The 25,313-nt window shown below is 36.7% G+C and carries 21 protein-coding genes and 7 pseudogenes; 14 read left to right on the top strand and 14 right to left on the bottom strand.

From position 1 onward, the window contains the following. Nucleotides 1–438: 438 nt before the first annotated feature. From MZO21_RS14990 to MZO21_RS14980, 3 genes are all read right to left on the bottom strand, one after another. Nucleotides 439–5,493 (bottom strand): tyrosine-type recombinase/integrase, encoded by a 5,055-nt coding sequence (locus MZO21_RS14990; RefSeq protein WP_248102859.1) that lies wholly within the window; start codon nucleotides 5,491–5,493, stop codon nucleotides 439–441. Next, on the bottom strand, nucleotides 5,490–6,161 hold the full coding sequence (locus tag MZO21_RS14985) for a hypothetical protein (protein ID WP_248102862.1): 672 nt from the start codon (nucleotides 6,159–6,161) through the stop codon (nucleotides 5,490–5,492). Before MZO21_RS14985 ends, MZO21_RS14990 begins: the two co-directional genes overlap by 4 nt. 196 nt (nucleotides 6,162–6,357) lie before the next feature. Beyond that, complete coding sequence (locus MZO21_RS14980; RefSeq protein ID WP_248102865.1) at nucleotides 6,358–6,843, bottom strand: hypothetical protein; 486 nt, start codon at nucleotides 6,841–6,843, stop codon at nucleotides 6,358–6,360. Nucleotides 6,844–7,185: 342 nt separating this feature from the next. Between MZO21_RS14980 and MZO21_RS14975 the strand changes: the two genes are divergently transcribed. Further along, the gene (locus MZO21_RS14975; protein WP_180191934.1) at nucleotides 7,186–7,698 is read left to right on the top strand and encodes a hypothetical protein; all 513 of its coding nucleotides are present in this window, start codon (nucleotides 7,186–7,188) and stop codon (nucleotides 7,696–7,698) included. A 68-nt stretch (nucleotides 7,699–7,766) separates the two neighbouring features. Next, nucleotides 7,767–8,246: pseudogene (locus MZO21_RS14970) on the top strand (RNA-guided endonuclease InsQ/TnpB family protein); the annotation flags it as partial. Nucleotides 8,247–8,833: 587 nt separating this feature from the next. Here MZO21_RS14970 and MZO21_RS14965 read toward each other — a convergent pair. Together MZO21_RS14965 and MZO21_RS14960 are read right to left on the bottom strand one after the other, a co-directional pair. Beyond that, nucleotides 8,834–9,133, bottom strand: a complete 300-nt coding sequence (locus MZO21_RS14965; protein ID WP_004969894.1) for a hypothetical protein — start codon at nucleotides 9,131–9,133, stop codon at nucleotides 8,834–8,836. 2 nt (nucleotides 9,134–9,135) lie between these two features. Beyond that, nucleotides 9,136–9,774 carry an AAA family ATPase gene (locus MZO21_RS14960; protein WP_004726798.1) on the bottom strand — a complete coding sequence of 213 codons (639 nt, stop codon included), beginning with the start codon at nucleotides 9,772–9,774 and terminating at the stop codon, nucleotides 9,136–9,138. 393 nt (nucleotides 9,775–10,167) lie between these two features. On the opposite strand from MZO21_RS14960, the gene repM reads away from it, so the two are divergent. The 5 genes and pseudogenes from repM (at nucleotide 10,168) to tnpB (ending at nucleotide 14,712) form a co-directional block, all read left to right on the top strand. Further along, entirely contained in the window at nucleotides 10,168–11,115 is a 948-nt protein-coding gene (repM, locus tag MZO21_RS14955; RefSeq protein WP_010117601.1) for a replication initiation protein RepM, read from the top strand. 150 nt (nucleotides 11,116–11,265) lie between these two features. After that, a protein-coding gene (locus MZO21_RS14950; protein ID WP_248102868.1) for an IS5 family transposase occupies nucleotides 11,266–12,017 on the top strand; the annotation gives its coding sequence in 2 pieces (ribosomal slippage) (nucleotides 11,266–11,500 and nucleotides 11,500–12,017; 753 coding nt in all). A gap of 1,703 nt (nucleotides 12,018–13,720) precedes the next feature. Continuing rightward, nucleotides 13,721–13,909: pseudogene (locus MZO21_RS14945) on the top strand (transposase); the annotation flags it as partial. Nucleotides 13,910–13,996: 87 nt separating this feature from the next. Next, nucleotides 13,997–14,380: a transposase gene (locus tag MZO21_RS14940; protein WP_019837821.1), complete on the top strand. Its 384-nt coding sequence runs from the start codon at nucleotides 13,997–13,999 to the stop codon at nucleotides 14,378–14,380. After that, nucleotides 14,377–14,712 carry an IS66 family insertion sequence element accessory protein TnpB gene (gene tnpB / locus MZO21_RS14935; protein ID WP_248129717.1) on the top strand — a complete coding sequence of 112 codons (336 nt, stop codon included), beginning with the start codon at nucleotides 14,377–14,379 and terminating at the stop codon, nucleotides 14,710–14,712. The genes MZO21_RS14940 and tnpB overlap by 4 nt, the downstream gene beginning before the upstream one ends. A gap of 213 nt (nucleotides 14,713–14,925) precedes the next feature. Here tnpB and istB read toward each other — a convergent pair. From istB to MZO21_RS14920, 3 genes and pseudogenes are all read right to left on the bottom strand, one after another. Then, nucleotides 14,926–15,402, bottom strand: a pseudogene (gene istB / locus MZO21_RS14930) (IS21-like element ISAba8 family helper ATPase IstB); the annotation flags it as partial. 89 nt (nucleotides 15,403–15,491) lie between these two features. After that, nucleotides 15,492–15,914: pseudogene (locus tag MZO21_RS14925) on the bottom strand (EAL domain-containing protein); the annotation flags it as partial. A 23-nt stretch (nucleotides 15,915–15,937) separates the two neighbouring features. Beyond that, nucleotides 15,938–16,483: a DNA-binding protein gene (locus MZO21_RS14920; RefSeq protein WP_127800924.1), complete on the bottom strand. Its 546-nt coding sequence runs from the start codon at nucleotides 16,481–16,483 to the stop codon at nucleotides 15,938–15,940. A gap of 105 nt (nucleotides 16,484–16,588) precedes the next feature. Between MZO21_RS14920 and MZO21_RS14915 the strand changes: the two are divergent. The 4 genes and pseudogenes from MZO21_RS14915 to MZO21_RS14900 all read left to right on the top strand — a co-directional run. Next, nucleotides 16,589–17,074, top strand: a pseudogene (locus tag MZO21_RS14915) (IS3 family transposase); the annotation flags it as partial. Between the two features lie 292 nt (nucleotides 17,075–17,366). Further along, nucleotides 17,367–17,690, top strand: a pseudogene (locus MZO21_RS14910) (transcriptional regulator). Then, the gene (locus tag MZO21_RS14905) at nucleotides 17,671–17,985 is read left to right on the top strand and encodes a helix-turn-helix domain-containing protein (protein WP_104505827.1); all 315 of its coding nucleotides are present in this window, start codon (nucleotides 17,671–17,673) and stop codon (nucleotides 17,983–17,985) included. The pseudogene MZO21_RS14910 and the gene MZO21_RS14905 overlap by 20 nt, the downstream one beginning before the upstream one ends. 38 nt (nucleotides 17,986–18,023) lie before the next feature. Then, nucleotides 18,024–18,338 (top strand): hypothetical protein, encoded by a 315-nt coding sequence (locus MZO21_RS14900; protein ID WP_104505826.1) that lies wholly within the window; start codon nucleotides 18,024–18,026, stop codon nucleotides 18,336–18,338. A gap of 499 nt (nucleotides 18,339–18,837) precedes the next feature. Here MZO21_RS14900 and MZO21_RS14895 read toward each other — a convergent pair whose 3' ends face one another. After that, nucleotides 18,838–19,305, bottom strand: a complete 468-nt coding sequence (locus MZO21_RS14895) for a hypothetical protein (RefSeq protein WP_248104175.1) — start codon at nucleotides 19,303–19,305, stop codon at nucleotides 18,838–18,840. 1,147 nt (nucleotides 19,306–20,452) lie between these two features. On the opposite strand from MZO21_RS14895, the gene MZO21_RS14890 reads away from it, so the two are divergent. Together MZO21_RS14890 and MZO21_RS14885 are read left to right on the top strand one after the other, a co-directional pair. Next, nucleotides 20,453–21,025 carry a LexA family protein gene (locus MZO21_RS14890; RefSeq protein WP_248104204.1) on the top strand — a complete coding sequence of 191 codons (573 nt, stop codon included), beginning with the start codon at nucleotides 20,453–20,455 and terminating at the stop codon, nucleotides 21,023–21,025. Then, nucleotides 21,022–22,320 (top strand): Y-family DNA polymerase, encoded by a 1,299-nt coding sequence (locus MZO21_RS14885; RefSeq protein WP_248104205.1) that lies wholly within the window; start codon nucleotides 21,022–21,024, stop codon nucleotides 22,318–22,320. The genes MZO21_RS14890 and MZO21_RS14885 overlap by 4 nt, the downstream gene beginning before the upstream one ends. Nucleotides 22,321–22,570: 250 nt before the next feature. Here the strand turns inward: MZO21_RS14885 and xseB are convergent, their stop codons facing one another. Together xseB and MZO21_RS14875 are read right to left on the bottom strand one after the other, a co-directional pair. Continuing rightward, a complete protein-coding gene (gene xseB / locus MZO21_RS14880) occupies nucleotides 22,571–22,765 on the bottom strand; it encodes an exodeoxyribonuclease VII small subunit (protein WP_001058302.1) in 195 nt (64 codons plus the stop codon). Beyond that, nucleotides 22,755–22,919, bottom strand: a pseudogene (locus MZO21_RS14875) (exodeoxyribonuclease VII large subunit); the annotation flags it as partial. The pseudogene MZO21_RS14875 and the gene xseB, both read right to left, overlap by 11 nt. A 63-nt stretch (nucleotides 22,920–22,982) precedes the next feature. Here MZO21_RS14875 and MZO21_RS14870 point away from each other — a divergent pair. Then, the gene (locus MZO21_RS14870) at nucleotides 22,983–23,687 is read left to right on the top strand and encodes an IS6 family transposase (RefSeq protein ID WP_248129716.1); all 705 of its coding nucleotides are present in this window, start codon (nucleotides 22,983–22,985) and stop codon (nucleotides 23,685–23,687) included. Between the two features lie 217 nt (nucleotides 23,688–23,904). Here the strand turns inward: MZO21_RS14870 and MZO21_RS14865 are convergent, their stop codons facing one another. Genes MZO21_RS14865 through MZO21_RS14855 form a run of 3 tightly spaced genes read right to left on the bottom strand, consistent with a single transcriptional unit; the run spans nucleotide 23,905 to nucleotide 25,188 of the window. Beyond that, nucleotides 23,905–24,522 (bottom strand): hypothetical protein, encoded by a 618-nt coding sequence (locus tag MZO21_RS14865; RefSeq protein WP_248104213.1) that lies wholly within the window; start codon nucleotides 24,520–24,522, stop codon nucleotides 23,905–23,907. Continuing rightward, entirely contained in the window at nucleotides 24,519–24,866 is a 348-nt protein-coding gene (locus MZO21_RS14860; RefSeq protein ID WP_248104214.1) for a hypothetical protein, read from the bottom strand. Before MZO21_RS14860 ends, MZO21_RS14865 begins: the two co-directional genes overlap by 4 nt. After that, on the bottom strand, nucleotides 24,847–25,188 hold the full coding sequence (locus tag MZO21_RS14855; RefSeq protein ID WP_248104215.1) for a hypothetical protein: 342 nt from the start codon (nucleotides 25,186–25,188) through the stop codon (nucleotides 24,847–24,849). Before MZO21_RS14855 ends, MZO21_RS14860 begins: the two co-directional genes overlap by 20 nt. Nucleotides 25,189–25,313 lie beyond the last annotated feature (125 nt).

The raw sequence follows: 25,313 nt of genomic DNA, 5'->3' as shown, positions 1-25,313 counted from the left end.
CAGGCCTTGGCTTGGCAAATCAGATATTTGACAAAGCCAAGGCCTGGGCCCCTTAGGTTGAACGATATATGCTTAGGCTATTTGCTCAAGGAAGGATGCTATACGGCTTCTAGTAGCATATTAAATGCAAGGTATGATGTGATTTTTTTTGGCACTATTGATACCTAAGTCTCTATTATTAATTGATAAATGAGCTGCAAGAAGTTTCCTATTCAGGTAAATGATATTCATGCACACGTAGGGCTTGACTCGCCCTTAAAATAGCGAGAATGCGCCACTAAATTTGTTCAAACCTTTGTGTAATAAAGCGTGCGTAAGTCATATTTACTTAGATTCTGATAAGTTGCCCTTAAAAAGTAAACATATATATGTTTGTTTGGTTTTATCCTATAGATAAGTTAAGGCTAATGGTCTAAAAGAACTTTTTACATGTTTACTTTAAACACTAAACTTATGATCTCTAATCACCAAATATCGTACACTCAACCACGCAAGTACCCATCGCACAGCGCTTAATGACGCTTGTTGAGACATAATTCTAAAATAATCATATTTATTATGTTTCATCACTATCGGAAAAAACTGATGTTCTGTAAGGATTGAAAGCATAGGTTCATCCTCTGCCGTAAAATGCATCAATACTTTTGTTACATTACTTTCATACAACCATTTTTTTATTAACCAATTATAAGTTTCTGATTGATTTTGTTCTAAATAATCAAATCGCTCTAAAATCTCTTGTGCAGAATTAAAATCTACAGCACTTAGTAATTCAGGCAAACGCGCTAACTTTCCTTGTGTCGATAATGGATGTCTTCCTATATTTGAACCACGTTTACCTGACGGAATGTTTGCCATCGTAATTAAAGCCCTCTTCCAGGACTCAATATCTACTCGTGGCTGCCCCCGCCCAGAAATAAGATACCGCTCAACATCTTCAAACTTTTGAAATAATTCGTGTTTAATTACTTTTCCCGTCGAATTCTCTATTTTTTGAGCATAGATGACCCACCTCTGACTTTGTCTTTTTTTGAGTACATATTTTTCGATGGTATCTCTCAACTCATATTTTAGATTACCATCCTGTTGATGAATCGCTTGGAAATGCCTGAATAAATTACTCCGACTCATGACTCGCTTAAAAAATGCAGTATGTAAATTGGGTTGCTGTTGTTGCATGCTATAGGCATAAGTAGCCAGAAATAAGATATGAACATAATGCTTTAATGTGGTCGATTCATGTAAATGTCCAAGCACTCGACTAATCGCCTTAATCCCTTGCCCAACTTGTCCTTCATTACCTACTAGCGTATTAAATTGCTCATTCGATGGCATCCAAGTTTGTAGCCATGGCAGTTCTAGCGTGAGCGCTTTAAAATCCACCACTGTTTGCAAACACTTTAAAGCATATGTACTTGCAAACGTATGTCTTAAATGATGTAAACTGAGATCAACATCTCCAGTGACTTTCTTTAATATTTTAGATATTTGATCAAAAAAAGGCCTATGCTCACTGTTTTCATCAGACATTAATATCGAATATTTTTTATTCTTATAAATATCATCTAATCCATTTTGAATCGTCTGACTTAATAAATTCATCGGAACAACACGTTCTGATCCAAGTGTTTTTAACTGATGCTCACCATAAGGACGAATTCGGAGCATATCTTCATCAATATCTAAGGGCCGTAAATGAAGTGTCTCTGAACGGCGTACACCCATCGCTGCAGATAAACGAAAATGACGCTGAATCTCTAGACGTAAAGCAGCATCATTCACCCCGGATTCTACAGATTGTAATATTTGAACGATCTGCTGCACTTCATTTTTTGAAAAAACTTTAGCACTTGCTTGATGCGCTGTACGCTTGTGTAACTTTATACGATTATCATTTAACTGAATTAAAAAATCTCTAAAGCGATTCCACGCAGCGAGATGCTTACGGTGTGGAAAATGCTCTTGCGTCAACTCCATCCATTTTTGAAATACATCTTCATCAATCTGGCTATCTTTTGTTAAATCTTCTGAAAACCCCAATATACCTGCACTGACGATGGCCAAATGTAGATGAATCATATTTCGATTCTGTAGACTTAACTCTTCTGCATCACAGCGTAAAATCAACCATCGCACAAAGCACGTTAATAAATTGACTGAGTAGTGATTCGTTTCATTATTGGCAAGCTGTTTAAGCCAAATGCTTGATCTAGATTCACCTTTTAGTTGCTGAATCATCGCTAAAATATCAGACAAATGTAGTTGCTCATCGTCTATTTCTATTTCACTTTCTGGCTCAGTGCTATCTAAATTTGTGGTTAATTTTTCATATTCGGATAAGCGTAATAATTCATTTATTGAAAGATCTTCAGTCAGGACTTGGCCTGATATATAACCTGCAATCAACGGAGTGCTATTTAACATCACATTTTGCTGTAAAGCTTTCAACCATTGAGCTAACGATAGAGTTGACTTAACCCCTATTTGTTTTAAATATGTATTAAAACACTTTTGCCAAGCCGTTCTTTGTTGATTTCTTGGCTGTGCTAAAATCTCTTTTAATCGGGGCTGTAGATACTGTCGGCCTACTAAAATCAACGTCGAGACATAAGGACTTAACAGTACTGTACGGCGTATCTTCGTCACAGATCTATCATTATTCACTGTCAGTTCAACGAGCCGACTATTCCCCATAGCGACTATATGTTGATCAGAAGCAATAAACTCCAACATCGCTTGTAAATGGCTCACTCTGCACAGTTGTGAATACATGGAGAGTACAACCAGCAAACGTCCTATTTCAACATCACAATTTTGATGTTCAGGTAAATGTTCTAAATCCTTCTGAATAAGATCAAGTAAGTTTTGTTCAATATAACACCATGTACTAAAACTATTTTCAGATGTCAGCCATGTACGATTAGCTTTTTGAGGAAGTTGAACGAATAAAGGAATTTTCGTTTTATCGCGAATATAAGCACAATATGCCTTGATCGCTTCTGGCAAATCAATGTTTGTATTTTTAGCTAAATGGGAAGCTAATAGATGTCCAAGCTCTAAAGCTACTTGTGGCTCAGGATTTTCCTCAAAAATCAACGGAAAATAGGACTCATACTCTGAGTTTTTCAGCCATTCTTTTACATCATTTTCTGAATATTGTATTCTCGGCTTCGTCTCTACTTGAGCTGTTTTAGTCTCTTGGGTTAAAACAAATGTTGGAATATGCTTGATTTTAAAAAAATCAAAACCTTCAAAATATTCGAAACCTAATTGTTTTTGCAGGTTTTCTTGTACATCAAGCCACTGTTGTTTAAAAACTGATACAGGAAATACTGATAACATATCCCATGGATGACGCCCCCGTATCCAGTGCCCAAGTCCAGCGTCCTTGAACCGTCCAGGTAACTGATTATGATCAGAGCGAACCAACTTCCGTGCCCAATTTCTAACTAAACCTTCAATCTGATGAGAATCAAAAAGTTGCAGAGCATAAGATGATAAATCAACACGTGGTTCAACTTGCTCCCCCAGCATTCGCATCAAACCACGTAAACCTTGAATCTGTTTGATCAACGCTGGCGTCAATGGTACATAACGATCGGTTGATTCATCTTGATGATGTTTATCTTGAATCAATGCCCATCCGGGCTGACTGATCCACTTTGGAAAGGGTTGCTTAATTCCTCGTCCTGCAGTTGCAAGATTCATCCACAATGCTGTATACAACGTTAAGTTATCAAAGAGCACCTGCCAATTTTTCTGTTCATAAGCCTGATTTATTCTGTTTTTTATTCGTGTAATTTCATTTTGTATTTCAACAATCTTTATTCCAATCGGGCTACCCACGCGTTCACTTGAAGTGTGTATGTATTGAGGAATATCAATTTTTATCGTTCTTAAACAATCAGACCATAATTGCTCAAGTTTCTTCTGTTCAAAAGAGGCATAATGAATCAAGTTATCATAATTTCGACCTGATTCATTAGTCACTGCTTTAACGACAGCTAAATCACCTTGGCTATGCTCATATAACAACCGTGGAAGAATATCTCGAATGCTTTTGAGGCTGACTTCTAGCTCTTGAGGTACACTGTTAATTAATCTTCTAACTTCGCGTTCAACTGCCAGTTGACGGGTCCTAATCCCAAGATTTTTGACTTGATTCACCAAATCATTGAGCTCACTTGGTAAAACCAAATGTAATTTCTTAGTCCATGGCACATGAAATTTAGAATCTTCTGGCTTTGTTTTGAGTGTCGGTGTCCCTGCTAAAACACTCAATACATATGCAGATAAAGTATGATCATACTGAATAGCAATATTATTCTGATCAGTATTTTGACTAAAACACGGCGCTGTTAATTCAGTAACCGAACGTCCAGTGAGTAAACTCAATATTAAAGCTAATTTTGCGCGTAAAATTAAGCTGCTATCCGCCGGAGATGGTTGACAGAGCCTCAACACTTGTTGAATCGAATTTAATGACAATCGCCATTTTGTCCAAACTAAACCAACATTTGTAGCTTCAACATGCTGAAAAATAGACTTAGATGCATAAAGCCCTCGAATTAAATCGGATTGTTCTGCCAAAAAAAGTGTAAACAATGGCTCCAATGGTGTTTCATCTTCTTCAATCTCATCATCCGCAAATACTTCAGAAATCAGACCACGATGAATCTCATCAATCTCCTGCAAAGGTTGGATGGCAATACTTAATGAGCCGTATCGTTGCAAGATAAGTTTTTGATGCTTTAACCCTATACGGTGTAAAAATTCTCGGCGTTTCTTCTTATTTTTTAATCGATTATTATCCCAAATTTGTGATAAAAACAGTTTTAATGCATAAAAAACTTCATTTAATCGTTTATCTTCAGAACCAGCTGACATCGAACGAATCCATTGTTCCGGTTCGTTTTGAGTCACTAAGTCTTTGACTCGTTCTAAAATATCCTCATGACTTGGATCACCCAACTGCCTAATCGCTAAAAAGGCATTATACACACGAGATCCCTTTTGAGCTTTCAGCTTTATGCTTCCATCACCACTTAAATAATTACTATAGATTTCTAGAGTATGTACGTTTTTTTGAAAGTAAAAGATTTGCTCTAAAAACCACGTGATTACAGTATCAAAAGACTGATTATTTCGACTTATTCCTGCTTGAATTAATAGCAAGTCACAAATTCCACTGTCTCCAGTGTATGGACGCAATGGCGTGAGTTTATGTTTGTTTCTATCTGTTGTTTCTGAGAAAAAATGTGGATATTTACTAGAATCCTGTAATCTACTAATGATCTTTAACGTATTAAGCTCATCACGAAATTCTAGTAATTCATCATCCGCAATCAATGTGAAGATTCGCTGACAAATGACAACAATGCCAGCTAAGCTATAGTGTGCACGCAACAAAAATAATGCTTGGATCAGTTGTTGTTCTTCTATATTTTCATTCTGATTAATCCATTCTAGGAGCTGCTCCAAATACCTATTCATGAACTACTCCGAATACGATAAATCCACGCCTTCTTCAAGTCTGTTAAAGCCAAAGCAACTTCTGCAGTTGGTGCCGCACAAACAATTTGCTGCTGATGTTTTTGATAAAGTTCTTCCAGACGAGGTAAAAATACAAAAAAGTCAGCTAAGTGAAAATATGGTTGTACAGATTTTCCAAGCTCTTTTACTTTAATTTTTTCTAACGGCAAAAGCTTCTGGGCGATATAACCAGCTAAAACATTTTCGATTAAAAAAGTACCACTCACCACTGGTGGTGCCCAACTTATCAATTTTTGAACAAAGGTAATCGGTAGCTTTTTTAACAAATTCTGTGTATTTAAAAATAGAATCATTTCTTCTAGATCTAAATGCTTTAGTCGAAGTTGGTCTGCAACCACCATCTTATTCTGTGCTTTATCCACTTTAGCCCAGTGTCTTCTTTTCACACTGTCCTTTAGAATTTTTACCTTACATAAATCCCTATCGACAGCAAGCAGTAACTTACGATATATCGCGAGCAGTAGTAATGCTTGATTTTTAATTTTTTCTGAAAACTCACTGCTTATTTCCCCATTGAGTAACATCATTTTCAAAACTAAAGCTGGGCATGGTTTTTCAAACCTACCTTCAGATATTGTTAATGCATCAATGAGCAATGGTGTCATCATTTTTTCTCACAGGTAAGTTATTTTTAGCGTTAAAACAATAGAATAACACAGTCCCAAAATGAATAAAATTCAATCAAAAAAAACTCTGTATTTAATAAAAAATATTTGATTTATATAATTTATTTACTAACTTTATTGTTACACCAATTCATATAAAAAAACCAGATAGTACATCTGGCTTTTTTATATTCAGCTACTAAAAATTATACTCAGTAAAACTGTTCTTGTAGTCTAGTAAAACCTTATTAAATTCGTTTGGGAAAATATCAACTATTTGCGGTAATCGAAGTCTTTTAGTCCATCCTTGAACTGAATAGTCAGCCTCAAAAGAGATGATCTCATATTCAAATTTTTGAGCTATCTCATTCAAAACATCAAGTAATCCTATTCCATCTTCTCTTTTATTCTTAGTATTAAAACCTAAAGTTGAAACAAAAATTTCTTTTCTACCATCATCATAAAATAAATTATAACCGAACTTGAGATATAGCATACATCTTGGCTTATTACTTGATCCAGAACAATAATAAAACGTAGCGGCATGATCAAATTTTCTAAAAATAGCCGTACCTGGGAACTTCTTATTAACGTTAGAAAGCCTTTCTTTTAAAAAATCCATCAACTTATTTTCAATATAAGTTAATTCGTCACGACAAACAGCCTTTCCTGAAACACTGATCATACAAATATCTTTTGAGAATTAATTTAAAAAGTATAATTTATATTTTTAACAAGCGCAAACCCAAAAATGATTTAACCAATTGAATTATATCACATTTACGTCTTTTGTCCTATTTTTTGATTTTGATATTCAGCCCTCTATAAAACTAAATTTTTCAGTATATAAAACTGCTTTATTACACAAAGATTGGAAAGACTGATCCTAGTTGCATATTCTTGCCCAATTGGACACTTAATAGTATATCGTACTGGACACAGATTCTTCTTTTAATTGGACACTCTTATTTTCAGACACTCTTTGCATCTAAAACGAAATTTAAACGAAAAAAGTAAAATGATTCCTATGAAAAAAGCGGTTATTGCACTGAGTTGCTTAAGTATACTTTTGATGGCCTGTTCCTCGCTTCTTAATCCAAGTATTCAGAATTCACTAAAAGAAGTGAGAACATCAAAATTCCTAAAAAATGAAGATAAAACAAAAACCATTGGTGGGATTGATGCAAATAGTAATGGTGTGCGTGATGATATTGAGGGATACATAAAGCTCAAATATGGGAATAACCCTGAATTTGTTAGCGTATATATGCAGTATGCACAAGAATTACGAAGAAAGCTGACTTTGGCTAGTGATGATCGTGAGGCCTATCGTAGAGCGTCACACGAAGTTAGTAGAAAAATGGTTTGTGCTGCGGAAATTGACTATAAAGTTGAGCCTGAAAAAATGTATCGGGACACAATGATCATTTATGCCCTGTCGGTGAATACCAAGCAACGTAAGGCTGAAAGTAATCGTATTAGCTCGTTGGTGAGTGGCATGGTATTCACATTACCAACTGAGGAACACTGCAAAAATTAATGAATACGTTTATTAAAGTGTCCAACTTAAAGAAGAATGGGTGTCCAAATACTTATTGATTTTGCACTAGTCAAAACTGGAAAAAACTGAATCTAAAGATCAATAAATTACACCATCATATTGCCAATATTCGGCATGATTACTTGCACAAAGTCACTACAACTCTCAGCAAAAACCACGCAATGATCGTAGTTGAGGACTTAAAGGTAGCCAATATGTCGAAATCAGCGAAAGGCTCAATCGAGAAAAAAGGAAAGAATGTTAAAGCCAAATCGGGCTTAAACAAATCAATTCTTGATCAAGGTTTGTCGATGCTTGTCGATATGTTGGAGTACAAACAGCTATGGCGAGGTGGTTTGCTCGTCAAAATTGACCTTAGATATACAAGTCAAACGTGTAGCTCATGCGGTCATGTAGCCAAAGAAAATAGACTTACTCAAACTAAGTTTGAGTGTGTTGAATGTGGCTTTAGCGAGAATGCGGATATTAACGCTTCTCGCAATATTTTGGCGGCAGGACATACCGTTTTGTCTGTCGAGGGAGGATGAGGTAAAGGTCGCCCTGTGAAGCAGAAAGCAACTGAAATCCGTGAGGAAGGTCACCTAAGAGCTTTTGCTTTTAGAATCCCCCACTTGAGGAAAAACGAAAGTGGTGGGAGTATGTCAAAGGCTAGGTTGTGCAATAAAACCCGTTAAAGCAATAGAATAACATAGTCCCAAAATCAATAGAATTCAATCAAATAAAATTTATCTTTAATCAAAAAATATTTGATTTATATGATTTATTTACTAACTTTATTTTTACACCAATCTATCTTTAGCCTAAAAATACCGATTATGATGTTATATGTTTCTATCCAGCTAACACAGAACAGCTCAATGAGTTAACGTGATATATCACGTAATAACTCTACCATTTGATTTTCCAATATCAAAGTATCGCGATGTCTATATAAGGTTTATCAACAAATCAAAATATTTAAATTATTTGCCAGTAAAGTTATGAAGTTATGAAGTTATGAAGTTATGAAGTTATGAAGTTATGAAGTTATGAAGTTATGAAGTTATGAAGTTATGAAGTTATGAAGTTAGGTTATTTAATCTTATAGATTGAATAACCTCTTCCATTCTCTATTTTATTTAAAACTTTTATCAACGAGCTGCTTAAAATCTTCTAAATTCTGCTCTGCCAGTGACTCTAAAGCTATTCTTACAATACTAGATCTGTTAACACGAGCGTTATTACTTTTGATAATTAACTCATCAATTAATTCACTTAATTCTTGGTTCAAAGAAAAGGTACAACGAACGAATTTCTTTTGTGAAACTTCTAGATCCTTAACTCTTTTATCAGCTCCAGATATGAAATTTTCAACCAGTTTATCCTGATCTGAAAGCTCGTCAGTTTTCTTTTTTAAACCGCTAAGACCTGCCATAGTTATACTCCTAAAAACTCTTGAGCTATCCCTTCAATTTCTGCTTTTGCCTTAGGATCACTTGTTACTTCAAAAACAGATAAGCCATTTTCATCTGCATCATCATAAACATTTCGATTTGTCGTGATGTGGTCTAATGCTTTTATTCCGAACGATACACAGGCTTCTTTAGCATCTAAAATTCGCTGTACTTGTGACGGTAATGTTGGGCATTGTGTAATGATTGCTCTTGCATTCAAATCTGGATTCACTGCTCGTGCCAGTTTTAATACTTGTTCCATATGATCCAAAGTCTTTAGATCTCTACGTTTAGGCCTAAAAGGCAAGAGCATATGTGTTGCTATAGTCATAGCAGAACGTAATGCTTCCGAATCTTGTCCACCAGCATCAATGATAATATCTTCATATCTTTTTGATAAATCTTTTAAAACTTGACGAATATTGCCTGAAGCTTGTACAGATGGAATATTTTTTAAATCCTCATTCTCATCACGTTCTTTAATCCAGTCAGTTGTTGTGCCTTGAGGATCTGCATCTAGAAGCAGAATATCTCTATTCTTTTCTTGTAAATAAACTGCTAAGTTTTGGGCAAGGCAGCTTTTACCAGCTCCGCCTTTTTCACCACCTACTAAAATAATCATAAGTTATGTAAGTTACGTAATTTTGTTGAAAATAATGTACAAGTTTCAATCTCATGAATCAACTATTGTGAAAAATAAAGTTAAAAAAAAGTTATCCACAAGTAATGTTCTTTTTTAATTTTATATATATTTTATAAATTTATATTTATAGAAACTCTGAATGCCTTATGAAGTCTAGTTTTCAGAGGTTTTATATGGACGTTTTCCTGACAATAAGTGGACACTTTCCTTTATTTAAATGGACGTTTTCCTGACAATAAGTGGACGTTTTCCTTTATTTAAATGGACGTTTTCCTTTATTTAAATGGACGTTTTCCTGGCATAAATAGATCTTCCATTAATGGACATTAAGTGTTAATGTCTATTAATGGAATTTATTTCTTTAATCACAATATGGCAAATCTAATTTATAAAGACAATAACTTGATTGAAGCATCTTATGCATTGACTCTGTCTGAACAACGCTTAATTTTAGTTGCAATTATTGCAGCTAGGGAAATTGAAAAAGAGCTTACATCGGATACATTGCTAACAATACATGCGTCTGAATACATGAAGCACTTTAATTTGGGTCGTCAAGCCGCCTATGAGGCTCTTCAGGGAGCGTGTGATAACTTATTTGAACGTAGACTCACCTATAAGGCCATAGATCCTGTTACAGGTAAGCCAGCGGTCTACAAAAGCCGTTGGGTATCAAAAGTTGGCTATGTTAAAGAAGCTGCATGTGCTCAACTAATTTTTGCTCCTGATATTTTACAGCTTTTTGTAAAACTTGAAGAAAAGTTTACTCGTTATGAATTAAAGCAAATTTCTCAATTATCTAGTGTATACGCTATACGGCTGTATGAACTTTTGATTAGATGGCGTAGCAAAGGCAAGCTATATATTAGTATGGTTGAATTGCGTGATAAGTTAGGTCTACTTGAAAATGAATATAAAACCATGGGAGATTTCAAAAAGCGTGTATTGACGGTTGCCATAGATCAAATTAATAAACTTACTGATATCGACGTAAGTTATGAGCAGAAAAAAGAAGGGAGAACAATTACACATATCGAATTTTCTTTTAATCAAAAAGCTTCCTTAATTGTTAGTGATAAGGTACTGGAACCTGCATATCAGCTGACACCAAAACAATCTATATTTTTCGCTCAAAAATTGTGTGATCTTATCAAATATCCCGAATTCGGGGGGAAATATGCCAATGTAGGCGAAGAGATCGAAGCGTTTAAAGAAAGGATTTCACTTGAACTCCTCGACCCTGAAAAGGTAAAAAAGTATTATTCTGATTTGTTAAAAGTGGGCTATAAAGAAAAATATAAATCAGAAAAGTTATCATAACCTGAATAATAGAAATTTTTATTTTGAACACTACAAACCTATAGGAAAAATTTAGTCTGCCCTGGTAACCCTAGGGCGTGTCCTCATTTGAAGAATTGGTTTTAAATACTTAAAATCCTCCTTTGAGTTATTTTTATTTCTATATTTTCAATGGCACGTACTCTTCTTACCGATGATATCTGGCAGCAAATTCAAGATACTATGCGATTACATGGTTGCTACCGTTCAAAGAATAGTAGAAATATCATGGAAGTGATCTTATGGAAACTGCGTACAGGCGCCACATGGCGTGATATTCCTCAAGAATTTTGTCCTTGGCAAACTGCTTATAATCGTTTTAATCGTTGGGCAAGCAAGGGATTGTGGAATAAATTTTTTTTAGATTACGAGGCGTCTTGGATCAAGAATGGGTATTCATTGACGGAAGCTACATACGCGTGCATCAACATGCAAGTGGAGCTCGGAATGGTTTCGAAAGAGCAATTGAACAATCACGTGGTGGACGAACAACAAAAATACATCTTGCAACCGACGCGAATGGATTACCGATTGATTTTAAAATCACTGGGGGTGGCGTCCACGACAGTCAAGTTGCAAAACAACTGATTGATACTGTAGGCGAGGCAACTTATCTCATTGCTGATAAGGGGGATGATGCTGAGCACATTAGAATATATGCCCAGAACAAGGATATGATTCCCATTATTCCATTGAGATCAAACAGTAAGAGATCGAATAAGGTGTTTGATAAATATCTATATAAATTAAGACATTTAGTTGAAAATGTGTTTGCGAGATTGAAGCATTTCCGAGCGATTGCAACCCGATTTGATAAGCTTGCACGAAATTACCAGTCTATGATTTACATTGCTTGCATGTTTATTTGGTGTAAAGCCAAATGAGGACACGCCCTAGTTTTATAAACTGAAAATTATATGTTCCACTAGTACGAAGAACTGATCTGGATTAATTTGCCAGAAAGATGAAATTATAAAGTTACATAAGTTATGCAACTTACACAACTTACGATCTTATGTAATCCTGAGTAGAGTGATGCGATCGAAACCTCTCCCGGTAATGCTTGTCAGGGATTTGTCCATATATGGAAGCGCAGCACTGAAAATTACAGGTTCCACTAGTACGAAGAACTGATCTGGATTAATTAGCCAGGAAGATGAAATTATAAAGTTACATAAGTTATGTAACTTACACAACTTACAATCTTATGTAATCCTGAGGAGAGTGATGCGATGGAAACCTCTCCCGGTAATGCTTGTCAGGGATTTGTCCATATATGGAAGTGCAGCACTGAAAATTACAGGTTCCACTAGTACGAAGAACTGATCTGGATTAATTTGCCAGAAAGATGAAATTATAAAGTTACATAACTTATGCAACTTACACAACTTACGATCTTATGTAATCCTGAGTAGAGTGATGCGATCGAAACCTCTCCCGGTAATGCTTGTCAGGGATTTGTCCATATATGGAAGCGCAGCACTGAAAATTACAGGTTCCACTAGTACGAAGAACTGATCTGGATTAATTAGCCAGGAAGATGAAATTATAAAGTTGCATAAGTTATGTAACTTACACAACTTACAATCTTATGTAATCCTGAGGAGAGTGATGCGATGGAAACCTCTCCCGGTAATGCTTGTCAGGGATTTGTCCATATATGGAAGTGCAGCACTGAAAATTACAGGTTCCACTAGTACGAAGAACTGATCTGGATTAATTAGCCAGGAAGATGAAATTATAAAGTTACATAAGTTATGTAACTTACAATCTTATGTAATCCTGAGGAGAGTGATGCGATCGAAACCTCTCCCGGTAATGCTTGTCAGGGATTTGTCCATATATGGAAGTGCAGCACTGAAAATTACAGGTTCCACTAGTACGAAGAACTGATCTGGATTAATTAGCCAGGAAGATGAAATTATAAAGTTACATAAGTTATGTAACTTACACAACTTACAATCTTATGTAATCCTGAGGAGAGTGATGCGATGGAAACCTCCCGGTAATGCTTGTCAGGGATTTGTCCATATATGGAAGTGCAGCACTAAAATTACATGTTCCACTAGTACGAAGAACTGATCTGGATTAATTAGCCAGGAAGATGAAATTATAAAGTTACATAAGTTATGTAACTTACACAACTTACAATCTTATGTAATCCTGAGGAGAGTGATGCGATGGAAACCTCCCGGTAATGCTTGTCAGGGATTTGTCCATATATGGAAGTGCAGCACTAAAATTACATGTTCCACTAGTACGAAGAACTGATCTGGATTAATTAGCCAGGAAGATGAAATTATAAAGTTACATAACTTACATAACTTACATAACTTACGCAATCCTGAGGAGAGTGATGCGATGGAAACCTCTCCCGGTAATGCTTGTCAGGGATTTGTCCATATATGGAAGCGCAGCACTGAAAATTACAGGTTCCACTAGTACGAAGAACTGCTCTGGATTGATTTGCCAGGAAGATGAAATTATAAAGTTACATAACTTATGAACTTATGACTAGGTCTTAATTGAGAAGGGCTGTGTTGCACAAACCTAGCATCAAAAGCTTATTCAGCAATATAATTTCAAAATGAATAAGCCTGCCTCTAAAATCTACCGTACAACCAATTGGTCATCCTATAACCGAGCCTTAATTAACCGAGGTAATATTTCCATTTGGTTTGATCCAAAGACTCAGTGGTATGCACAATCACAAGGCAAGCAAGGTCGAAATCAAACCTACTCCGATACAGCGATTCAATGCTGCTCAATGATCAAATGTAAGCATCCGGCTAACACAGCCTTACCAAGCGATCCTATAAGCCTTAATTTAGTTCCCACCTAAAAACAAGTGGGGACTTAATCCATGAACATGGATATATATTCAGCAACACCTCCTGTTGCTAAAAAACGCAGAACATACAGCAAAGAATTCAAACTCAGTATTGTCAATGCCTGTAAAAATCCTAATACCTCGATCGCTTCGGTCGCACTGCAACATAGTATTAATGCCAACCTTGTCAGTCGTTGGATCAGGATCTTCAGCCATCATGAGGGTGCCGTGCAGGATCCTACTCATGTGAATCCAGCATTTATTGCTTTGCCTTACACTGCTGCAATCAGCCAACCTATTGATGAGAGGATCACGTTGTGTATCACCGTGCCTCATACGAATAATGATATTCAGCTAAAATGGCAGACATCAGAAATACCTGTCTTGGCAGAATTACTCAAGGCACTTGCAACATGATCCGCATTGATGAAATCTGGTTGTCTACTCAGCCCATGGACATGCGTGCAGGTATGGATACGACCATGGCTCAGGTGGTGAGAGCCTTTGGCTACATCAAACCGCATTGTGCTTACCCGTTCTGTAATAAACGTGGCCATCGCATGAAAGTGTTGGTACATGATGGATTGGGCATCTGGCTGTGTGCCCGGCGGCTGGAACAGGGCAAATTTCACTGGGCTCAAGTTCACCAAGGTGAAACCGTGGCCCTCAGCCCGGAACAGTTACAGGCACTGATCCAAGGTTTGCCCTGGCAGAGAATTGGATTGCAGCAAGTGGTGAATATGCTCTAAACCAAGCTCGACCATTCTGCCATCCTCCAAACGTTCTATTTCATTCTTCTCATGACCTCAGGCATACTGCGGTCATGAATACGCTGCCTGACTTAAGCCAACTGACCCATGAACAACTGCTGGAATTCACCAGACTGAACCGTACCAGGTTTGTCGGAGACTTTTTATTTAAGTTGTCAACGGCATTCTAAAATTGACCCCTTTGATCTCGTATTAAATTTCAACCTGGGGCTGAATCCCAATTCTTTTTTTATCCTTCAAACGATAACTCTCCCCCGATATTTGTACCACATGACAGTGATGCAATAACCGATCTAACATCGCAGCGGTCAACGTGACATCATCTGCAAAGGATTTGGACCACTGGCTAAAGGGTAAGTTACTCGTCAATATCGTACTGCCTTTTTCATAACGCTTGGCAATCACGTTAAAGAACAGATTCGCTTCTTCACGTCCAAACGGTAAATAACCAATTTCATCGATAATCAGTAACTTTGGTCCCAGTACCGCACGCTGCACATAGGTTTTCAATTTACCTTGCTGATAGGCTGTACTCAGTTGCAGCATGAGATCGGCGGCGGTAATGAACTTGATCTTAATGTTGTTCATGATGGCCTTATAGCCTAATGCCATAGATAAGTGCGTTTTTCCTACTCCGCTAGCCCCGAGAAACACCACATTTTCTGCTCTATTAGTTATTAGGTAAATTACTTTAGGTTCTTAACAATATGTTGGGACAAATTGATCTAAAGCCATCAATATAGTTTAACTAAGGCTATTCAATGCGGAGTTTGCTGAAGTATGAGATACTGCTCAAATTCATCAATCGGCATCGGTCTACCAAACAGATAGCCCTGGTAATGATAACAACCATGTTTTTCTAATACATCCCGTTGAGCTTCGGTTTCTACACCTTCAGCCAGCACAGAAATTCCCAAAGTTTTTGCCAAAACAATGATCATTTTGGCAATTTTAGCATCATTGGCACTCACCATAATATCCCGAACAAAACCTTGATCGATTTTTAATTGATCAATCGGAATCCGCTGTAAATAAGTTAAAGAAGAATATCCTGTACCAAAATCATCTAGAGAGAACATCACCCCGTAACGTTTAAGAACCGTCATTTTTTCAATAATGTCTTCTACCCGCATCACTAAGGCGCTTTCGGTAAGTTCAAGTTTGAGTAAGTGTGCGGGAGCTTCATCGTCAGTTACTTGTCTTTTTACATTGTAATCTGTTTTTCTAATTCAGCTATCCGTGCATTTGCATTAGTGAGTTGTGATTCCACATATTTGATCGAGCCTGATTTTTCGAGTAGCTGTTCATATTTGGCTTGCAAGGCGTTGTAGTCTTCTTTTGCCTTATCTGTACTAGCAAGAGCGACTTTCAGCTTGTCGGTGGTGTCATCAGTTTGTTTGACCTGTTCATCAAGTTTGATTTGCACCTGTTCCAGTTTTTCTGTGGTATCTGCAAGCTGCTTTTCCAGTTGTTGCACTGTTTCCGCATATCCGCCTTGTACTGCATCAATCCGTTCTTGCAATAGGGTTGCAATGACTTGTGACACGGTAACAAGTTCCGCATCTTTCAGAGTTTTTGCCGTAGTAACGGCTGCCGCCAGTTGCTCTTCAAGGATCTCTTTGCGGTATTTGTTGATAGTGGTCTTTGAGCCGCTACCAAGAACCGCAAGGATATTATCGTTAGTTGGGTTTGAGCCTTGTGCTGCAAGGGATTCGATGGCTTTTGCCACATCTGATTTAGTGATTGCCATGGGTTTACTTCCTACTGTGTACTGTACTGTATCGTATTTTAGTACATTACAGTACAGTACACAATCGATATTTTTTATGAATTATGACTAGCTAAAACTCACCCGTATATTCAAACCAATTCAGGTTGGGTCTATACCGCCTTTATTATTGATGTGTTCTCACGAGCAATTGTTGGATGGAAAGTATCAACACGGATGAATACAGACATGGTGCTCGATGCATTGGAGCAAGCATTGCATGACCGAGGTATGCCAAAGAATGTGATTCATCATTCCGACAGAGGTGTGCAATATCTTTCCATTCGTTATACCAATCGTTTAGAAGCAGCAAATTTACGAGCATCAGTCGGTACGACTGGTGATTCATACGATAATGCTTTGGCTGAAACGGTGAATGGCTTATACAAAACAGAGGTGATTGAATATTTAAAAGCAGATTGGCAAGGTTTAGCAGATGTACAACTTGCGACACTAAACTGGGTAGATTGGTTCAATAAAGAACGTGTACATAGTGCACTGGGTTATGTATCACCTTTTGAGTTTGAAGCAATCTACTATGATAAGATTAATCCGTTAGGTCAGGTGGCCTAACTTAAATAAAAAGTCTCCGACAAACCCGGTACGGTTCAGAGTGCTAAATTTTTAAATACAGAGCTTCTGACATTGGGATAGATTTCCCAAAAGTAGTCATGGTGAGTACTCTGTATTGATTGCCTGTACTGATGTTTCAGTTTTTTCATTGTTCCTCCTAGGTAACATTACCTAGAAGGGATCCTCTGCAAAATAGTACATCGTCTTTAATCCTGTGAACTAAGAATTATCATTTAAAAATACCACAAAGTAGTATAAAATAAACTACTACAAGGTAGTATGAATGCAATCAATGTATACAATATGTGAGACTCCATTATTTACTAAATACTGTCTTGTTTATTGGACTCAGGAAGAATATGAGGAATTCAAAACATTCTTAGCATTAAATCCTGAAGCAGGAGATGTAGAGCCTAATGCAGGTGGTATTCGTAAGATTAGATGGACTAGCGGTGGTAGAGGTAAAAGTGGTGGTGTCAGAGTCATCTACTTTAATCGTTTAGCAAATGGATAGATTTGGTTATTAACCTTGTACAGTAAAAAGCAAACTGTACAGCTTAGTAAGAAGACTCTTCAAGCATTAGTGGAGAAACTAAATGACTCGTTTAATGACTGAAAAAGAACTTGAGGCTTTTGAAGCAACTAGGGATATTGAAGCTGAAATATTACAAGGCATCGACGATATGCTTACTAGTAATGCAGCGAAAAGAACCGTAATCACTGAGACAGATGTAGCGTTAGCTCGTAGAAAGGCTCAACTAACACAAGATCAGTTTGCTAAGATTCTTGGCGTATCAAGACGTACTCTTGAATCATGGGAACAAGGTGCGAGAAGACCATCAGGAGCAGCAACATCCCTTATTCGATTATTTATTGTTGATCCAAAATTTGTAAAAGAGAGTCTGGCTTAATTTAGACAGCTCTCTACTATATTTATTTAAGGTTTTTTATGAAGCACTTAGGATTTGTGGGAAAAAGTACTGAATATTTAGGGTATACCCATATTGAAATTATCAATAGCTCATTACGCTTATCTTTCAATATTCCATCAACAAAAGATCTAGAAGAAACCTTTAAAAAGATAGTCGAAAATAACTATGATTTACTCATGGAAACATCAGCAGAAATCGAGTTCGAATTAGAAAGTGAAACGCTAGCAAAGATAGAAACCATCATAAAAGAAAAAGGGATTGAACTTGATGAGTTTGTTCAAAATGCGCTGATTAAACTTATCAACCAAAATGAATTGGCTAAGACTGATTAGACCTTAAATGTAGACAATAAAAAACCCCGGCATCCTGCCGGGGTTTTTTATTGGAACTTTAGGTCTGTGCTGGCTTAGTGCTTGTCGTATCTGGCCCCATCCTGGTGCTCATTCTTTGTAATTCTAAGGAACTTCCTGTTCCTGACCAATTAATCATATGAAAATTCTACTATTCCGAATAGCCGCAAAGGACCGGAATTTACGTAAGCTAAAGCGTACAAAACAGCCTAAGTTTTATCCACAAGAAATGGGGATAATTTTGAACATTCACGCATTGATAAAATTTAAAAAATCTCAAAATCGACTACTTTTTAAACAAATTTATTGGCAAGAACTATCAAAACTGCTCATAAAAAAGCCGACTTGTTTCAAAATCGGCTTTTGGGGCATTTTTAGATTTTTCTGGTTTTATTAAGTATTTGATATTTGTATTAATATACAAGTGTATTGCGTATAACCACCATTATGTTAAATGGGGGGATTTAATTTCTTTGGGATCTTATTTACACACATAATTACTCAAAACACTATATAGAGGATTCTCAGTACCATCACCATGGTACTTGTATACTCTTCCCATATTTTTATCGGTAATTGGATTTGATTCATATGGTGATGTAGGATTAAAACGAACAGAATTATCTGGTGTATAGCTGGTTGATGTTAAATAATAAAGATTGATAACTTTTTCTACTGGATCCTTATTAAGACAATCAATGATATAACTACCTTTTGCATAAGATACATTATTGTAGTGTTTTTTATAAAAGTAAGACCATCTATCTAAAACTTTATAACCTTTTATTTTATAAGGTTTTATTGAATTTTTATCTAATAATTCGATGGAACCTAACTTCTCATTTATATTTATAAAAATTAATTCTTTATCAGCATAGGCCGAATTAATATTTAATATAGAAAGAAAAAAAATTAGTATTTGAAAAGTTATTTTTTTATTAAGAAGCATATTGTGTAATCCATATAAAAATTTTACTTACCTAAAATTAACATAATACACCTTATACGCAGTTCATCTGTAAGTCCAAAATAGAAATGTCCGGAGGATGGCATATAACTGTAAAAAACTATCTTTAGGTAGGTATCAACTGACATTTTGCCCATTTTAGGTAGGTATCAACTGACATTTTGCCCTTTTAGGTAGGTATCAACTGACATTTTGCCCATTTTAGGTAGGTAAAAACTGACATTTTGCCCATTTTAGGTAGGTATCAACTGACATTTCGACTCTTTTAGGTAGGTATCAACTGACATTTTGACCCTTTTAGGTAGGTATCAACTGACATTTCGACCCTTTTAGGTAGGTATCAACTGACATTTTGCCCTTTTAGGTAGGTATCAACTGACATTTTGCCCATTTTAGGTAGGTATCAACTGACATTTCGACTCTTTTAGGTAGGTATCAACTGACATTTCGACCCTTTTAGGTAGGTATCAACTGACATTTCGACTCTTTTAGGTAGGTATCAACTGACATTTCGACCCTTTTAGGTAGGTATCAACTGACATTTTGCCCTTTTAGGTAGGTAAAAACTGACATTTTGCCCATTTTAGGTAGGTATCAACTGACATTTTGACCCTTTTAGGTAGGTATCAACTGACATTTCGACCCTTTTAGGTAGGTATCAACTGACATTTCGACTCTTTTAGGTAGGTATCAACTGACATTTTGCCCTTTTAAGTAGGTATCAACTGACATTTCTACTTTGGGCTTACAACGTTATAATTCCACTTAGAAATCAATGCTGTAGTTTCTAGTTGATAGCCCATCTTCCCCAAGGTGGGTTTTTTTTATGATTTTTCACGTTCCACGCCTATTCTTTGATCAATGTTCCACGGTTTTATTTAATGTTGCTGAACAATCAATGGATACCAGTAAAGCCCTTTAGGTCTTCTGTTGCTTCAAATATAAAGTCTCTACGATCAAGGATTAGACAATCTTTATTGTGTCGTCTGATTGATCTTGTGGCTTTGCTAATATCATGGCAATCCCAAGATTTGGGATAATACTTTATTAAAGAACGGACAATCTTGTTTTTATATTCTGAGTTTTCTATAATCTTAATTATGTTACATAATCAAGATTGATAATAAAAATGACGCAAAATAAGCATGGTGGTGCACGCAAAGGTTCTGGCCGTCCTTTTGTCTATAACGAACCGACCAAGGTCATTCGGGTGCCAGAGTCTCGTGTATTGGAAATCAAACAATACCTGAAGAAAAATGACGCTCCAAAGTTTAACGATATTTCCTCTATTACATTGCTTGAGACAAAAACACATTATGAGATTCCTGTTGCTTTGCAAAAAGTTGCTGCAGGCTTCCCTTCCCCTGCTCAGGACTATATCGATAAGACCCTTGATCTAAACGAGTTTCTTATTCAAAACCAACAGGCAACCTTTATCGTTGAAGTGGAATCCTTATCCATGCGTGATGCAGGGATTGATCTGAATGACAAGCTAATCGTTGACCGTAGTATTGAAGCCAAGCATGGGGATATTGTTCTGGCATTGATTGACAATGATTTTACGATTAAACGTTTGATGATTGAGGGTAATCAATGCTGGTTGCAGGCGGCTAATCCTGATTTTGCTGATATCCATTTGAAAGATAATCAAACCATGCTGATTTGGGGTGTGGTTACCAGTGTGATCAAGAAGTTCAGATGAGCAGTTACGAGCGGATTTATGCCCTGATTGATATTAACAACTGTTATGTCAGTTGTGAGCGGGTATTTAATCCCAGTCTAAACAATAAACCTGTGATTGTGCTCAGCAATAACGATGGCTGTGCTGTGGCAAGAAGTAATGAAGCCAAAGCGCTAGGCATCAAAATGGGCGTTCCTCTCTTTCAAATACAGGATATTGTTCAACAACATCAGGTCGTGGTGTTATCCAGTAACTATGCTTTATATGCTGAAATGTCCAAACGTTTTCATTCAATTTTGGCTAGTTTTGTTGCGCCACATGAACAGGAAATCTATTCAATTGATGAGTGTTTTTTAGACCTGACCAGTTATGCACAAAATTTTGACTTAACTCAGTATGCGCATCACATGAAACAACGATTGTTGGATTGGATTGGCTTACCCGTCTCGATTGGTATCGGGCGTAGTAAAACTGAAGCCAAAATGGCCAACCATCTTGCCAAAAAAAGACAGGGTTTCAAGGGTGTGTGTAACTTACTCAATATGGATTTCCTAGATCAGGAAATGCTTTATTCAGACATTGAGGTCGGTGAAGTTTGGGGCGTTGGTCGTAAGTTGGTAAAAAAACTAAATGCTATGGGAATCTATTCAGTGCTAGATTTAGTGATGCAAGATGCACATCGCATGGCGAGTCTTTTTTCTGTGGTAATGCAAAGAACTGTATTGGAGCTACAAGGCGTTTCTTGCATGCAGTTGGATGATACCCCTCCCCCCAAACAGCAAATCATAGCCAGTCGTTCATTTGGTGAAAAAGTTACCGAGCTAGATGATCTCAAAGAGGCTATGGGCAAATATGTACAGGATGCGGTCATACGTTTACGAGCAGACGCTTCCTTATGTGGATGTGTCATTGCTTTTGTGCAATCGAATCCTTTTGATTCAAAGGTTCCCTATTACAGTAAATCGTTGGCTTTTGAGTTTCCTGAACCGACGGATTGTGTTTTGGATGTAATTAATACAGCCATGCAACTGCTGGAACACATTTATAAATCTGACGTGAAATATAAAAAGTGTGGTGTAATTCTGACGGATTTAATCGCTAAGCAGCGCTTTACTCCTGACCTGCTGACAGACCACGGCCAGCGTGAAAGTAATGAAAGCCTCATGCAGACTTTAGAAGCGGTACAGGCGAGATATGGGAAAACTAAATTAGCTGTTGGCAGCTGCTACTTGCCACAACGAAAGTGGTCCATGAATCGTACCCATTTGACCCAGAACTATTTCAGCTGGCAGGGATTATTAAAGATCGGCCATTAAATTCATTAGCCCCACCTATTTGCTCTAAGCCAACTTAATGAAGAACTCGGCACATCGACACAGGCTTGATCTTCAGTCAACCATTTAACAACTTAAGTATGTTGTTTGGGATCCATGTAACACCTCTAGAGGAAAAAGGTGGTTAGTAATAAAACTCTGCTCAAGCAAATTTATTGGGTTAACTGTCAGTTTTCACCATCTCATGTCCTTTATTTCTAGAACATTCTAGACTTTTCTCGACCTAGAATTTTTATTCTTTAAAGGTGTCATTCAACGCCTGTTGCACAGCATCAATACGTAACTTACAGGCTTTATAGGCAGTCATGGACTCTTCAACGATCGCCATCAGGTTATCAATATCCGGTTCTTCCTGAGATTCAAGAAATTCGGCATTTTTCTTGAGAATTTCATAACCTTTTTTGAAACTTAGTTCTTCATTGTTCATGTGCGTTTACCTGTGTCACGGTGGCATCAATGGTGCCATCCTTAAGTTCAATCTGTAATTCCTGGTCAGTAATCTGCTGGATGGAACGGATGGCTTTGCCTTAGCTACGGACAATTGCATAGCCCTTGGCCATCACATTATGAGGATTCTGTAGGGCACTGTTGCAAATAGGCTGACATGATAAGCTAAATATCTTATTTATTTCGAGATACAGCAGATGAATCCCTTCCACGGTCGGCACTTTCAAGGTGAAATCATTCTTTGGGCTGTTCGTTGGTATTGTAAATATGGCATCAGCTATCGTGAACTTCAGGAAATGTTGGCCGAACGTGGTGTGAATGTCGATCACACCACGATTTATCGCTGGGTTCAGCGTTATGCTCCAGAAATGGAAAAACGTTTACGTTGGTATTGGCGTAATCCTACAGATCGACATTTATGGCATCTGGATGAAACTTACGTAAAAGTGAATGGCAAATGGGCATATCTATACCGTGCAGTTGACCAACGTGGCCATACTCTTGATTTCTATCTTTCTGCTAGACGAAATACCCATTCAGCTTATTGTTTTCTTGGTAAGATTTTGAATCATGTCAAAAAATGGCAGATTCCACGAGTCATAAACACTGATAAGGCTCATACCTATGGCCGTGCTTTGTCGCGACTAAAACAGGAAGGAAAGTGTCCTGAAGACCTGGAGCATCGACAGATTAAATACAAGAATAACGTGATTGAATGTGATCATGGCAAGCTCAAACGGATCATCAAGGCTACGTTGGGATTCAAGTCTATGAAAACGGCTTATGCCACAATTAAAGGTATTGAGGTTATGCGTGCTCTACGCAAAGGACAAGCATCGTCATTTTATTATGGTCAGCCTCAGGGTGAAGTGTGTCTAATCAACAGGGTTTTCGGTCTCTAAGTACTTTTTAAAGGGAACATCATCGACTCAAATCTCTATTTGCAACAGTGCCATAAAGGATATATAAATGACTGACCTAGTTTGATTGTTATTACATATTACTTAGCCTAAGTCGTTCTAAATAAGTAATGAGAACTATATCAGAAAAATTGATAAATGTCAAGAGTTAAGGCCATATATTGTGCTTTTTGTTAAAAATGACACTATATATAGTATTTTAATTTGTTCTATCAATGCGATTTTTTTCTACAACTTTATACATATTTGAAAATTCATTTGGAACGTCTTCAGTTATAACCATGCGATAGTATCCAGGTTGTGCAGATTTTTTTAAGTAACCTTCATTATCCACATCGTGCTCATTAAACATATAAAGATAAAGTTCAAAAGTTCGGCGAATTCCATCATTTAGTTCCTCAAATCTATCTATATTAGCTAAAGTAAAAAAACCTTCTCCAGTCACGCCTTCTATAATTGTTGGAAAACTAATTAAAAATCTATTCGCATTTTCATTATATTCAACCTCTGTCAATTGGTAAGTATAATTCTCTCCAGTTGCAGCAATACTACAGCCATCGAAACCACCCCAAAGAACAAAATATCTGTTATTACCTAAATAAACATGGTCAGTCGTTGTATAACTGATATAGATCGTATCTTCAGGATTACCATAGTTATTTTCTTCAGATTCTTCAAAAGTTGTTCTACAAGCTGTTGCTAACGCATAGTTTTTAACAGTTTGAAATACTTGCTCTTTATGAGTAAGTTGAGCAAAAGATATTGTTGATGTACTAAAAATAGAAAATACAGCAAATAGGGCAGTTCTTAGTTTCATTGTATAAGTTGTTGTAAAGATGAAGATAGTTCAGTGTAGCATTCTGTACCTGATCCGTTAAATGACATTTTAGGCTTATAGTGGTAGTCATTCATTTCTGTTTTGAACGCTACTTCCATGTCATAGACTGCTTCTGCTGTATCGGGTAGTTCTAATAGGATCTCCCATTCGTATGGCATAGAGCGAACTGTACCGTATCTGGTGAGTATGTTATTCATGGTTATGCCGAGTTTGTAAAATGACTCTTCCTTATTCCAGCATTTGATTAGGTAGAAGATTGGTTGACCGCCATTCAGTACAGCTTGATCTAGGAAAGCTTGACGCTTACAGCCCTTGATCTTCATTTGTTGTCTTCTTAGTACGTGGCTTTCTTGTTTTTGGTAATACAGGTACACGTGCATCTGCTGTTGCTTTCTTATTGGCTTGTACCAGATTAATGTTGTTGACTTCTAGGCTTGCTTCTAAAGCATTGTCGATACCACTTTTAAAAGTTTTAATTTCAAAGTCTTCAGGAGCTTTGAAGTATTGTTCAAATACAGTTACAGGAACAGTAGGTCCATTTAGAATAAGCTGTAGCTTTGTTTGATCTGACAATTCTGGGTTGAAGTCATTATATGTTGCTAATACAAATTTCTTTTTGTTAGTAATGATAAATACTGAATACATAGTTATATCTCTTTTTATTTGAAGTTGTTTTTGTTCTTATTGAATGCTTGTTTATATATAAGTTTTAGTTATAGAAAACAGATACATATATAACATATTTTTATTATATTGTCAATCCTTATAAC

Origin of the sequence: Acinetobacter portensis, assembly GCF_023158935.1 — a bacterium.
Classification (GTDB): domain Bacteria; phylum Pseudomonadota; class Gammaproteobacteria; order Pseudomonadales; family Moraxellaceae; genus Acinetobacter; species Acinetobacter faecalis.
Note: the sequence above shows the minus strand (reverse complement) of the source record. Positions and strands in the feature narration are given on the sequence as shown.